The following is a 12779-nucleotide window of genomic DNA, read 5'->3' as shown; positions in this document are numbered from 1 at the left end:
CTATTTCAACATGTCGGACAGGAAAGCGAGCGCCAGACCTTGACCCCAGCCCTGTATCCAGTCTTTTGGAATATTGCGATATCCCTCCCGATCTTTCATTACAGCTGTACCACCCGATACACCCAGTACACGTCCGTCTTCGCTAATATGGTTCAGAATGCCTTCCAATGCCTTTTGCACATATTTGGTATGCAATGGATTGCCGTTATTGATCATGGCTGCTGCAATACCAGCGGAAGCAGACACCTCTTCATAGGAATCCACATCATCCAATACTGTGCGCCACAAGCCATTCTCGGTCTGAACCAGCTTCAATGCTGCCAGTTGATCCCGCAGTGAGCACTCCACGTCCATGCATTGTGGATAGAGATACCAGTCCTTCAATTGTGGTTTTACTTGCGACATCGTATAGGCGCCCCAAGCATTCGCTCTCCCCCAATATAATCCGGACATGTGATCCTTGTTCACGTTATTGTAGCCGTGGTACCAGAAACCACTGCTCGGATCTTGAAGGTATTTGATATGCCAGTAATATTGATTCAGCGCATCCTTGATCATTTCCTGATCCTTTAATTTGCTTCCTACACGGAGCAGGAAAAATGCCGCCATAAACAAGGTATCCGCCCAAGCCTGTTCCGGAAAATCATTGGCAACAGATACCGTATGCTGCAGCACATTGTCTCCAAAGCGAAGTGCATGATTTTGAAGATAATCCACCTTGCTCATTACAATATCCCAATATTTCTGGTTCCCTGTTTCTTCATATAGAGTAATCAGCATATGGCCCATGGCACATGTATTTACGGTCCAGTCCGGCAAGCCCAGCTCGATGTATTCATCCGCCCATTGGACAAGCTTGTCCAAAATCTCTTTATTCCCTGTCGTTTGATAAGCTCTGGTTACAGCATAGTATGCCACACCGCAAGGCCAGTCCCACGTCAAATCCATCGCCAGTGTTTTTTGGGTAACGTTATCAATGACTCTTAAAATTTCTTCTCTGTCATATTTCACTTGAAGCATCGGTGATTCCCCTCTCCTGGCGCACACGCCCCCAAATGCGCTTGAGAGCTGTCCGTCCTTGGTTTGAAAACGCTTTACTTATTCCATTGTACGCAGTAAAATAGTTTCAATCTAAGCATATTCGCAACAAAACTGCGCAATTTCAATCATTTATGAATGGGAGTTATCGAATGTGCCCAGAAAAAAGCAGCCTATTATTGAGTACCGCCACTATAGCTTGCCAATCCACTTTCCTATTCTGCTGTTAAGCGGTGAACGTTGGAAAATCTCTGATATCAAAAGTGAACATCTTCATTTCCACAACCATCTGGAGATTGGTATTTGTCATTCAGATAGCGGCATGATGGAGATTAAAGGTGAATCTGTACCTTTTAAAGCCGGTGATGTGACCTTTATCCCCAGATATCTTCCTCATACAACGTATAGTTCACCCAATGAAGCCAGCTTATGGTCTTATCTCTTTTTCTCGCCCGATGACCTCTTTCAACAATCGTTTAAGAGCAGTTCCTACAGTAACTTTGAACCCAATTTGAGAGCGATTAAGGGATTGAACTGCATATTAAACAGGGAGGAACATCCGAAGATTTATACTCTTGCGACATCTGTCGTAGAGGAATTAAAGCAGAAAAATCCTCTTTATCAGGAAAGTGCCTATGGCTTATTGTTATCCCTTTATATCGAACTCCTGCGAATCCATTCCCAAAGTGAACCCTTGGCAGATCAAGAAACACAGCATAATCTGAAAGGTGATTTTGTCATTTCTCCGGTTCTGGAGTATATCACCAAAAACTATATGTCGCCCATCACCATCGATTTCCTGGCTGATCTGTGCCACCTTAGCACTACTCATTTCCGAAGAAAATTTCATGATATCATGGGCACCACACCTCTCGATTTCCTAAATAGCACCCGAGTTGAAGAAGCCTGCAAGCAATTAAAAACTACGGATGTTTCCATTCTTTCGATCTCCGAACAAGTCGGTTTTCAATCCATTTCCAGTTTCAATCGCTGCTTTTCCAAGCTTATGGGGAAATCGCCGAAGGAATGGCGCAAAGGCGCCCAGTCCGAAGTGCAATCCGCGAAAGCCTCCATATTGGAGTTTACAGGGTGGGTGTAGGATTAAAAGGAGGAAAATTGGTAGCCACCTTTAAATTTCAATGTCAATTCAGTCCCCCATCCCAAAGAACGCAGCCTAAAAAGGTTGCGTTAATGTTTCAAACCCTTATGTTATTAGACACATTTATGGCTACATGGTAAAATAAATCAAAATATCCATTTTAAATCGAGGTATAAAAACATGATCATTTCACATAATCTGGCGGCTTCAAACACGCTAAGACGATTACAGGAAAGCTCGAAGGCCGGTTCGAGTCGCATGGAGAAATTATCCTCGGGATTGCGGATCAATAAAGCATCGGATGATGCAGCAGGTTTGACAATTTCCGAAAAGATGCGAGCCCAGATCCGGGGGCTGGACCAAGCATCCAGAAACATTCTGGACGGCACCTCGGTCTTACAGACCGCAGAGGGGGGGCTCGATGAAATAACCAGCATTTTGCAACGACAAAGAGAACTGATCATTCAAGGTTTAAACGATACAAACACTGATCAGGATCGGCAAATGATTGACCAAGAAATACGGCAGCTTACGAATGAAATCGACAGCATTTCAACAAAAACAGAGTTTAATACCATCAACTTATTAGCGAGAGACGATTACGAAATACTTGCCGATCGTTCCAACAGTAATACCGTCCATACCGTTAGCGATCCGCCTCCAGCAACAACAATACATAAGTCCGTAGTATACAAGCCACCTGGGGAGTCCGAAGAACCAAGGCATCTCGTAAGCAGTATAGATACATCAGTAACAAGCAATACCCTTTCCAATTCAAGTACCATTACACCGATTGTTTTACCTGATTCAAGAGAGGGATACAACGAATATACGGTCGACACCAACACAACGACTGTAACAGATACAACCACTACGGTCCATGAAAGCCTGCAGCTATCTAATGACCCTAAATATTCCGAACCCAGCTATTGGTACTCCGTTGGCATGAACAAAACCAGCTTCGGTCCGGAAAGCTTTGCTGATCTTTATGGTTCAATGCTTGAAAACATAGAAGTCAACGGAAGCACGAGGGCCTTAGAATATACCTCACGCAGTAACCAAGGAACCGTTCCGGCTTGGGACCATATGTGGTTTCCTGGAACCAATTTGTCCATAACGAGATTCCGAACCATATTGCCCGATAACTCCATGGAAATTAAATATGTCATCAATAATGGTGACCCTGCGGACTCCAGTTTTAAACTCAGCAATGTAATGGATCCCCCAGTTGATTCTGTAATCTATGATGCGAGTGGTAATCCATTGCCTGCTGGAAGTAACGCATATACTTCCCCGTCAGGAAACACGTTTAATATGAATGGGACCAACGCTAACGCTGCCATCATATTTGATGATTCACTCGGTTTTGCATCCCCGACGGAGCTGGTAGTAAATAACCCAGTTGGGGGCCAACCCCAAATTAATTTCGATTGGGATTTTACAATCCCTGGCGGTTCAAGCATAACTTTAGGTTTCTCCTACGGGCCGTTTTCTTTAAACATGGATGTGTTCGAATTTACCCGTGAAACGGAAATAATCAAGCATATTGATACCACCATTGTTACGGACATTACGGACATCGATTATAGACCGCCCAACCTCGACATCCAAATGGGCGCCAACGAAGGTCAATCCGTATATATCCCTCTCTTCAATGTAAAGGCTGAGGGATTGGGACTCACCAATATGGGACTATTGCCGCCAGCAGATCCTAACCAAGCCTTGGCCCAAACAGACCGAGCTCTAGGCAAGGTAACTAATTACCGGAGCATATATGGTGCACTCCAGAACCGTATGGAACATGCACTGAATAACACAAACAATTCCGCTATAAATTTAAACTCTGCTGAGTCTCGTATCCGCGATGCCGATATGAGCAAAGAATTGTTAGGTGTGACCAAGTCCAATATTTTAACCCAAGCAGCTCAAGCAATGCTGGCTCAAGCCAATCAGAATCCACAAGCCGTGCTGCAATTATTAAAATAAAGGAACACAACCAATGACGAAATCCCCTTCCATATTATTGGAAGGGGATTCGTCTACTTTATATGTTACAGTATTTTTTAGCTATTTTCAAAACATCATTGAAGAGTTGCACACCTCAATGATTCTAAGGCGACTCGTGTTTTTGATCAAAATGGTCTTGTATCTCTCTTTTCCGTCCTCGTTTGCAAGTAAAAGAATGCGTTCGTTTCCAGGTATATTCCTCTGAATCAAAAGTCATCTCCTGTTGCGTTAATGTTCTCTCTGGTAAGATCCCTGATCGTTGTACAGCAATTGAACGTGTTAATTTAAAAGCGTCTCTGAAGCTAGCGTGAACCCTTCAATCACGACATCTTCGTCTACTTCAATCATGATACAGCGTCTGCCTTGATAATTCACCTGTTTCACATATCTCAGGTCTTGCGGGCTAACCGAAATCGTAGCCACTTTGGTTTCAATCTTAATGGACTTGGACGTAAACTTCGGCATAACACTGGTCGCTTTCATTTCATAATTCTTGTTGTCGACGATGGTTTCAAATGCACGTTCCACTTTCTCCGACGTCAGATCCTCTACACCGCTTGCAGTCAGCACACGTTCCAGGTCTTTATAATCGAGCTTCGGTGGTTCTTCCTCATGTGACTCTTCGTTAATTTCGATGACCCGGTTGATCTCCTCGTACACATGTGCAATTGTGGCTGAGTCGAGCTGTTCACCGGCCACTTCCTTCACGATATCTTCGAAGATCGCCCGTTCTTCCAGTGCTGTCACGGATCTTTCTCCATTCAATACATTTTCAACAAAATGCGGATCTGGAAAATTCGATTTCCCTGTACAATATAGAACACGGTTAACATCGGAATAGTTGTCCGTCACACTCGGGTACAGGAAACCCTGCTCAGGTGTGCTTAATTTGACTACCGGATCGACAATCACGTTGTACTTAAATTCTCTCTCCACGTAATCAAACAAAAGTGTTTTCCGCTGCTTTTCCGTGGAATTCACGCTGCACAGAATGAATGGATGTGCGAACACTTCGTTTTTCTCGCTTTCTTCCGCTTCATCGTTACGAGCCTTGGTTGGCAAGTAATACTGTCCACGAACGAACGTAGCCACCATATCCCGTTCATACTTGGCATCTGCCAACATTCGTTCCACCAACAGGAGCATGAGGTCCTGCCATTCTTCCGGATCTCCTGTTACCAGTGCTTGGTGAAGCATCACCTGAGCCGGCTCTTCCGCCTGCTCTTGAAACTTCAACTCAAACAATTTCTGATCCAACTCGCCTGTCAGCAATTTTTTGAAATTGCCCATGTACAGTTCCTGCTTCTCTCTGTCCACCAGCTCAAACGGATGGCGCTCCCAATGATAGATCTCGTTCGTTTCTTTCGTAATATACACGTTGAGAATATCGTAAATATTCATGAGGTCATGATCCATCTTAAATTGCTTGCGAATATGCGCTACTTCTTTTTTATTCATGATTCGTTAGACAACTCCTCAAGTAAATTGGCCTTACAAGTATAAACGATATAAAAAACCTTCGCTATATAAGTTCAACTAAAGAATATTTCCACTGGTACTCTGATGACGGTACAACCTTCCGATCGCTGTTATCCCAGATTTTTTGATTTCTTTTTTAAATGGTAAAAAATCCAGGGATAACTTATGCTTCCGATGCAGCTTTCTTGCAGAAAGCTTGTAGCTTCGCTTCTTCAGGTTATTTCTGTCCTCTCCGTTATCGTGTAAATGTTTAATTGAACTTATATAAGAGGACCTTTATCCTTATATGTCATCTGCGGCAACCAAATAAAAAGACGCATCAGGAATGATTCCCGTGCGTCTATTCTCGTTTCACTGCTTTCTTTTCAATTAACTTCCACTCGGCACCACGTCGGCATTCAACAGTAGTTCACTGCTGGGAGAAGCTTTCCTCGTTTCACGCAGATACAGTAACCCCATGAACAAGGACGCTGCGCCAATAATAATCAGCAATGCCCCTAACTCCTGACTGTAGGCTGTAAGCGCTCCTTCCCGAAAAGCCATTCCACGAATCAGGCGGTTAAGCCAGTTCATCGGTAGTGCCCATGCGATAATTTGGAACGGTTCTGGAAACGCCAGCGGCGATAATTGAATTCCCGTAGCCAGAAAGGAGGGATATAATACAAAGCTGGTTCGTAGGCTGACTTTGGATATGTCTTTGGCGGTGTACCCAATCAACATACCCAGAAGTGACAAGGCAAAGGCATAAATAACCAGTGGGATGATAAAAAGATAAGGCTCCGCTTCAAATCGCATGCCTCCCACCTGCTTTAACAATCCATAGGATAAGAGCAGCGAAATTGAACTCAACAAGGCGTAGGGTACAGACCGAATCCATAGCTGGAAAGGTGACTTACCGTTTGCAAACAGTTTCCCTTCCTGACGAAGTCGAGGTGCAATCGATCCCGCTGCGCTTGTCGTAATCATCAATACTATGATATTCACAAATCCCAGCACCATAAAACCGACATAACTGGTCGTTGGGTTAAACAGCATCCGCTGCTGAAGCGATAACGGTGACATGATTCCTTTTGCTGTCTCGGCATCCATCCCTTTATGCATCAGACTTGTCATGGAAAGGGTCATATTTTCCGTCTGGATAATTTCTTGAATCGCGGTACGAATACCGGTTAGCCCAGAGGGCATCGTGTTATCCATCAAGATGCCGACATTCGTCGATTTTCCCTGTTGTTGACGTACTCCCAACTGATTGGGAAGCATAATGACTGCTACAGCCTGCTCATTGGCAAGCAATATTTCCGGATCCATTCGACTCGGATATACACTTTTGACGCTCATATATTGCGAGGCATTTATTTTGGAGATCAACTGCCGTGAATATTCACTATGATCTTCATCAATGACCACAACTGGCGATTTGTTAATTTGATTGTGCGAGAACATTAAACCAAAGAATACGGCTGCAATAAGTGGACCGATAAAAATCATTCGAACATACTTACTTCCCGATACGTACTTCCACTCGTCAATCAGTGATTTCATCAAGTTTCACCTCTGCTGTCATCCCGGGAAGCAGATCAGTATTCGAATCCATCGATATTCGGACCAGAAACATACTTAGATCGGCTTGCCCTTTTTCCCGTGACATGCGCAAGCTCGCGAATTGCGGGGCAGATGAGATGGACGTAACAACCCCACTGACCTGTGTTGGCTGATCCAAATTCGGAAAATGAACATCAATGCTTTGATTCACTTCAAGCTTTTGAACTTCACTTTCCTGGATGTAGAGGTCCGTATAGTAATTATTCTTTTGCAGAACCGCCAGCGGCACTCCTGCTTGCACTTGATCTCCCTGCTTTACAGCAACCCGGTCAACCAAACCATCATACGGTGCGAGTACATCCACATCTCCTTCCCCAGCGGATTTCACTTTGAAAAGCACCTCTCCCTCTTTCACGGAGACACCTGCAGAAGCACCCGCCTCTACAATTGCCCCAGGACTATTCTGATAGAATAAAGTCGTTTGTTCTGCCTCAAGTATGCCTTGTTTCCTGCTCTCAGCCTGACTTACCGCATCCTTCCCTTTCACAGCCAGAAGTGAACCTCCAACAATGAGCACCAGCGCAATTCCGATATACAAACCTGCTTTTATCTTCATTCTTCTATCTCTCCCATTCCCAATCCTCGTATATGGTTAAATGCTGTTGCTTTTACTTTCTCATCTTGTTGACCGCGTTCTCGGCAGCCTCCATGATTACTTCTCCCAATGTGGGATGAGGGTGAATCGTCATGGCCAGATCCTCCACGGTTGCCCCCATCTCGATCGCAAGTGCGAGCTCGGATATAAGGGTGGATGCTTCCACGCCAACGATTTGCGCACCAATGACAATTCCAGAGGTTGGGTCAGCCACTATTTTTACAAAGCCTTCGGTTTCCCTTAATGCCAACGCTCTTCCGTTGATCCCAAAAGAAGATTTTCCGATAACCACTGGAATGGCCTGAGCTTTGGCTTCCGTCTCACTTACTCCAACACTTGATAGCTCCGGATTAGAGAACACGACAAGCGGAATCACCTTGTAATCCACTTTGGAGGTGAGGCCCGCAATGGCCTCTGCTGCTACTTTGGCTTCATAAGATGCCTTGTGAGCCAGCGCAGGACCGACCCTAATATCCCCAATGGCATAAATGTGAGGAATAACCGTTCTGCACTGTTCATCCGTCTCCACCAGTCCCCTGTTCGTTACGGGCAAACCTATGCGTTCCAGTCCTAACTGACCGTCAGTATTGGGTTTTCTGCCGATCGTGACCAATACGTATTCAGCCGTAACCTGGTGCTGCTCCTGATTTTTCGAATAATGCAGTGTAATGGAGTCCGCATTCTGCTCCGCCTTTTCAGCAATCGCTCCGGTTACGATGTGGATGCCGTCCGCCTTCAATTGTTTGACTACAGGGGCTGCAAGTTCCGCCTCGAATCCGGGCAATACTTGTGCTCCTCCCTCCAGAATCGTCACCTTTGTTCCAAATTTGGCATACATCTGTCCAAGCTCCACACCAATATAACCTCCACCAATCACAATCAGACTACTCGGAACCTCCTGCAGAGACAGTGCTTCTGTGGAAGACAGGATCCGACCTCCAACCGGAAATGCAGGCAGTTCAATCGGACGAGACCCTGTTGCCAGTATAAGGTTTTTAAAAGAAATGCTTTGCTCCTGTCCAGTCTGCTGGATCATCGCTGTGTGCTCATACACCAGACTAGCCTCGCCTTCGAGAATGGTCACTCCCGCAGTTTTTAACAAATAGCGGACGCCACCTGCCTGTTTATTCACAACTCCCTGCTTGAAATCCTGTGCAATCTTAAATGTCGCTGCAGCGTCAGCTTGATTGAACTGTCTGAACAAATCATAGCGATGTGATTCCGCAATTAATGCTTTGGATGGTATGCAACCCACATGCGTGCAAACCCCGCCGAGCTGTTGACGTTCGACGATTGCGGTCTTCATCCCCAGTTGTGAAGAACGAAGCGCCGCCACATATCCTCCCGGACCTGATCCAATAACTAACGTATCTACAGATTCAAGTTTACTCATATCCTGATTCCTCCCGATTTGAAGCCTATTTAAAATATGATGATCGTAATATATTATAACCATCATATTTTAACACCGTCAACAACCGTTATTTGGCCCTTTTGTAAAGTAACAGATATTCCGTCGCCAAATTGACAGGCTTAATTATGATGATTATAATATTTTGAAAAGCAGAATGACGAAACTATGGAGTGAATGACAATGCCCTATCCCAAAGGCCATAAAATAAAAGTACGAGGTAAAATTGTCGAGAGTGCCGCTCGAGCTTTTCGCACCAATGGTATCCAGGACGTCAGTGTCCCGTTTATTATGAAGGGAGCCGGGTTGACTCATGGAGGGTTTTATTCACACTTTGACAACAAAGAACAACTGGTCGCCGAAGCCTGCGAATATGCCATCAGCGATACCATCGCACTTCTGCAAAAGGTCGCTGATCAGGAAGAGCAGAATCCCAAAATTAATACAGTCATCGATTATTATCTCAGTCCCTATCACCGCGACAAAACGGAAATGAGCTGCATTTTCCCTGCCCTTTCCGGCGAAATCTCTCGCTCCTCCGAAGAGGTTCGGCAGGTGTTCACACATGAACTGGAGCGGATGATTGCTTTTATCTCCAACCTGGCAGATATGGATGTGTCCAAAGGTCGTGCGCTGTTCAGTACCATGGTTGGCTCGCTTGTTCTTGCGCGCTCAGTTAGTGATCCTGAACTAAGCGACAGCTTTCTCGCTGCGGGCAGACTGCAAGCCAAAGAAATGGTTATGACTTAGTCATAATATCCAGCAACCAAACACAAAAACACGCCAATAAGTGGCGTGTTTTTGTGTTTATAAAATATTGTCGGCCTTGCCAGTCGGGCGCCGCTCACCTTATACGATGAGCCGGTGCTGGGGCTGGATGTTTTGATGAGAGAACGGTTCTACAGGACGCTGATGGAGGATTACGCCAATCATCCTCGCACGATTCTGCTATCCACGCATCTGATTGATGAAATTGCGCCGGTTGCGGAAAAAGTCTGCATCCTTGAATCAGGCTCCCTCCTGCTGCAGGATGATATGGAGCAAATACGCATGTCCGCTTATCTCATTCGGGGAAATTCGGAGGCCGTAGCTTTGTTTACAACCGGCAAGCGAGTTTTATACCACGAGGCCTATGGACGAGGTACGCTTGCGGCAATTTATGAAAAGCTGGAAGACAAGGACATGCGGCAAGCTCTCAAGCAGGACATTTCGATCGAATCGTTGAGTCTTCAAAAGCTATTCTTGTATTTGATTGAAGGGGGTCTCTAAATTGGGGGGAGTGACCGTTCATTTAAAGGCAACTTATAGGCAATTAAAAATGTACATCTGGTTCGTCCTGATGATTATCGTGCTTGGCATAATTGCTGAACTCATTGTTACTTATTTTACAGACACCAGCGAAATATCCAGCCTTTCAGAGGGGAACATGATAATTATCCTTTTGCCGCTGATGGCCATCGCGCTGCCGCTTAGTTATTACAAACGGATCGTTCATTTGGGCGCTAGCCGACAGCAATATTTCAAGGGGCTGCATACCGTCTTTGCCGTCTGGGCGGCAGCCGTTGCTTTGATCAACTCCATATGGAACGTGCTGCAAATGCAAGTATTTCACAATTATGATAACACCGTTGATTTAATCAACGCCTTTCATCGGAACGACTTTGGCTTTGCCGGTTCATTCCTTTATCAGACGGCCTTTTACCTGATGGTCATGGCGCTCCTAAGCATGCTGATTTCGGGGTATTCCAACCCTGTCGGCTGGCTGTTGTCCGCGCTGATCATTACGGCCATCCCGATCGGTACGGCGATTCCTTCGCTGCGGATTCATGTCGCCTCCTTTTTCAAAACGCTTCTAATCAACGATTCGCTCTTGCTAGGCGTCGGATTCAACTTCTTGCTTTATACCGTTTTTGTAGCTAGCGGGTGGCTTTTTACGAGGAGAAGAGTGCACTAAGGTGGCTGCTCAAATTACCTGCTAATTAAGAGGCTGTCTCATAAGTCAAAAAAATGGCTAGAGACAGCCTCGTTTTCCAAATTATAAAACAAAAAAAAACCGTTCCTTGGTAAAATGGAAGTGCGACCCACCATTTGAAAGGAGACTGTTTCTTTGTTCAAAATACCATGAATCAACTTTTCTTGCCAATGGATTTGGAGACAGACATCCCCGAAAGCCACCTCGTTCGTGTCGTAAACCACGCTGTCGATCGGCTCAGCAATTCGATTTTCGGCGCCGCGTACCCTGGCGATAGCTGCCATAGTTATCATCCCAAAATTCTCACTAAAATCATCATCTACGTCTACACGCAGCGCATCTACTCTTCCCGCCAAATCACCAAGACTGTCCGCGAAAATATCATGTTTATGTAGCTCGTTGCGCGGCAGCAACCGGATTTCCTTACCATCAACCGCTTCCGTTCCGATCGAATAAAAGATGTGCTAGAAACCGTGTTCACCCATGTGTTGGAACTACTCGTTAAGGAGTGTTATCTTTTTTTACTACTATGGTAGCTCACAGAGCAATGGAAAGACTTCTATGAACGGTCGGCTAATCTCCGGAAGGGAGGTGATGCCTTGTGACAGTATTTGAAGCAATTATGCTAATGATTACCTTCGATTTGCTGATTGTAGCGCTGCTGTCCAATAAAGACAAATAGACCGCCCTCTGGCTGAGGGATGCGGTCTATTTAGTCGGTATCCTGCTCAGCTTAGCATCTTACATATTTACGCTTGAACCCCGTTCGCCCTTTTTCCACTGCCTTTTGAATATTTTCGGAAGCATGCAGAAACTTGCTCTTCGGCTTGTCCTTGTTGACTTCAACAGGTCCCACGGCCTGGGCTGTCTCCACTGCCTGATCGTGCAATGGCTGATAGGATGTCGCGACGGTGTACAGGAAGTTGTTCATCGAATATTTCGTTCGTTCCGGAGATTCGTGAATGGTCTGTTCTACCTGTTGAAGCATATCATTCAGCTTAGTTTCGGAGAATTCGTTATCCGGCCTGCTGCCGAGCAACCAGCAATAACAGCTCCAGCCTGCGGACATCTTAAGTTCATCCCCGCTCGCAATCCACTTGTCCGACACGGCTTGGGCAATATCCGTCTCCGACAGTGTGACGGCAACGATGAAGTCAGAGATCATATAAAAGTATGCAGCATCAATCCAACGATCAAAATCCGCTTCCGTCATCACTTTGGGATCGGCAATCACGCCAGCAAAGTACATGGCATCATAGTTCCCTGTAGCGTAAAGCTGCTCAGCCAAAGGTTGATCCTTTTTTATTTTCTTTGCGATTGGTTTCATCGCTCCGGTTGCCACCCCAAAAAGTGGTTCATGCGCGCCGTTGGACATATATATTTTCTTCGTTCGTTCTTTCCCAAGCGATTCAAGCTCTTGCATAACCTCTTCCAAATTCATTGTGTAAAACTCCTTTTTCTCCTTGATCCACTGATTGTATCTCTACTCTTCACTAGACACAAGCAAGCTTTTCGCTGGCAAAGGTAAACCCGCTTTCAGCTGCCAGAAAGCGGGCATTTGGAATGAGATACTGCC

Annotated in this window: 13 protein-coding genes; 7 read left to right on the top strand and 6 right to left on the bottom strand. The window is 45.4% G+C overall.

The genetic code is table 11. From position 1 onward, the window contains the following. Entirely contained in the window at positions 1–1020 is a 1020-nt protein-coding gene (locus tag MHB49_RS04775; RefSeq protein ID WP_405155232.1) for a glycoside hydrolase family 105 protein, read from the bottom strand. Positions 1021–1192: 172 nt separating this feature from the next. On the opposite strand from MHB49_RS04775, the gene MHB49_RS04770 reads away from it, so the two are divergent. Both MHB49_RS04770 and MHB49_RS04765 read left to right on the top strand, forming a co-directional pair. Then, positions 1193–2137, top strand: a complete 945-nt coding sequence (locus MHB49_RS04770) for a helix-turn-helix domain-containing protein (protein ID WP_405155231.1) — start codon at positions 1193–1195, stop codon at positions 2135–2137. 180 nt (positions 2138–2317) lie between these two features. Beyond that, entirely contained in the window at positions 2318–4123 is a 1806-nt protein-coding gene (locus tag MHB49_RS04765; RefSeq protein ID WP_405155230.1) for a flagellin, read from the top strand. Positions 4124–4423: 300 nt separating this feature from the next. On the opposite strand, the gene MHB49_RS04760 is transcribed toward MHB49_RS04765, so the two are convergent. From MHB49_RS04760 to lpdA, 4 genes are all read right to left on the bottom strand, one after another. After that, a complete protein-coding gene (locus tag MHB49_RS04760) occupies positions 4424–5602 on the bottom strand; it encodes a DUF4317 domain-containing protein (protein ID WP_405155229.1) in 1179 nt (392 codons plus the stop codon). Positions 5603–5992: 390 nt separating this feature from the next. Further along, complete coding sequence (locus MHB49_RS04755) at positions 5993–7165, bottom strand: ABC transporter permease (protein ID WP_405155228.1); 1173 nt, start codon at positions 7163–7165, stop codon at positions 5993–5995. Then, positions 7149–7781: an HlyD family efflux transporter periplasmic adaptor subunit gene (locus MHB49_RS04750; protein ID WP_405155227.1), complete on the bottom strand. Its 633-nt coding sequence runs from the start codon at positions 7779–7781 to the stop codon at positions 7149–7151. The genes MHB49_RS04755 and MHB49_RS04750 overlap by 17 nt, the downstream gene beginning before the upstream one ends. Before the next feature lie 52 nt (positions 7782–7833). Beyond that, on the bottom strand, positions 7834–9213 hold the full coding sequence (gene lpdA / locus MHB49_RS04745) for a dihydrolipoyl dehydrogenase (protein WP_405155226.1): 1380 nt from the start codon (positions 9211–9213) through the stop codon (positions 7834–7836). Between the two features lie 201 nt (positions 9214–9414). Between lpdA and MHB49_RS04740 the strand changes: the two genes are divergently transcribed. From MHB49_RS04740 to MHB49_RS04720, 5 genes are all read left to right on the top strand, one after another. After that, positions 9415–9981 carry a TetR/AcrR family transcriptional regulator gene (locus MHB49_RS04740; protein ID WP_405155225.1) on the top strand — a complete coding sequence of 189 codons (567 nt, stop codon included), beginning with the start codon at positions 9415–9417 and terminating at the stop codon, positions 9979–9981. Positions 9982–10116: 135 nt separating this feature from the next. Next, positions 10117–10500 (top strand): hypothetical protein, encoded by a 384-nt coding sequence (locus tag MHB49_RS04735; RefSeq protein ID WP_405155224.1) that lies wholly within the window; start codon positions 10117–10119, stop codon positions 10498–10500. 10 nt (positions 10501–10510) lie between these two features. Then, positions 10511–11185, top strand: coding sequence for a hypothetical protein (locus tag MHB49_RS04730; RefSeq protein ID WP_405157044.1), 675 nt, complete (start codon positions 10511–10513; stop codon positions 11183–11185). Positions 11186–11352: 167 nt separating this feature from the next. Beyond that, complete coding sequence (locus MHB49_RS04725) at positions 11353–11598, top strand: transposase (RefSeq protein ID WP_405155223.1); 246 nt, start codon at positions 11353–11355, stop codon at positions 11596–11598. Between the two features lie 206 nt (positions 11599–11804). Continuing rightward, a complete protein-coding gene (locus tag MHB49_RS04720; protein WP_405157043.1) occupies positions 11805–11885 on the top strand; it encodes a putative holin-like toxin in 81 nt (26 codons plus the stop codon). A 51-nt stretch (positions 11886–11936) separates the two neighbouring features. Here the strand turns inward: MHB49_RS04720 and MHB49_RS04715 are convergent, their stop codons facing one another. Further along, entirely contained in the window at positions 11937–12644 is a 708-nt protein-coding gene (locus tag MHB49_RS04715; RefSeq protein WP_405155222.1) for a DNA alkylation repair protein, read from the bottom strand. Between the last annotated feature and the right edge of the window lie 135 nt (positions 12645–12779).

It is taken from the genome of Paenibacillus sp. FSL K6-0108 (assembly GCF_045040695.1).
Taxonomy (GTDB): Bacteria; Bacillota; Bacilli; order Paenibacillales; family Paenibacillaceae; genus Paenibacillus; species Paenibacillus pabuli_B.
Note: the sequence above shows the minus strand (reverse complement) of the source record. Positions and strands in the feature narration are given on the sequence as shown.

Bases quoted from the DNA above. Each gene is read 5' to 3' on its own strand.
- MHB49_RS04755 (WP_405155228.1), bottom strand. From the start codon at position 7,165: ATGAAATCACTGATTGACGAGTGGAAGTACGTATCGGGAAGTAAGTAT.
- MHB49_RS04740 (WP_405155225.1), top strand. From the start codon at position 9,415: ATGCCCTATCCCAAAGGCCATAAAATAAAAGTACGAGGTAAAATTGTC.
- MHB49_RS04750 (WP_405155227.1), bottom strand. From the start codon at position 7,781: ATGAAGATAAAAGCAGGTTTGTATATCGGAATTGCGCTGGTGCTCATT.
- MHB49_RS04765 (WP_405155230.1), top strand. From the start codon at position 2,318: ATGATCATTTCACATAATCTGGCGGCTTCAAACACGCTAAGACGATTA.
- MHB49_RS04735 (WP_405155224.1), top strand. From the start codon at position 10,117: ATGAGAGAACGGTTCTACAGGACGCTGATGGAGGATTACGCCAATCAT.
- lpdA (WP_405155226.1), bottom strand. From the start codon at position 9,213: ATGAGTAAACTTGAATCTGTAGATACGTTAGTTATTGGATCAGGTCCG.
- MHB49_RS04725 (WP_405155223.1), top strand. From the start codon at position 11,353: ATGAATCAACTTTTCTTGCCAATGGATTTGGAGACAGACATCCCCGAA.
- MHB49_RS04760 (WP_405155229.1), bottom strand. From the start codon at position 5,602: ATGAATAAAAAAGAAGTAGCGCATATTCGCAAGCAATTTAAGATGGAT.
- MHB49_RS04775 (WP_405155232.1), bottom strand. From the start codon at position 1,020: ATGCTTCAAGTGAAATATGACAGAGAAGAAATTTTAAGAGTCATTGAT.
- MHB49_RS04715 (WP_405155222.1), bottom strand. From the start codon at position 12,644: ATGAATTTGGAAGAGGTTATGCAAGAGCTTGAATCGCTTGGGAAAGAA.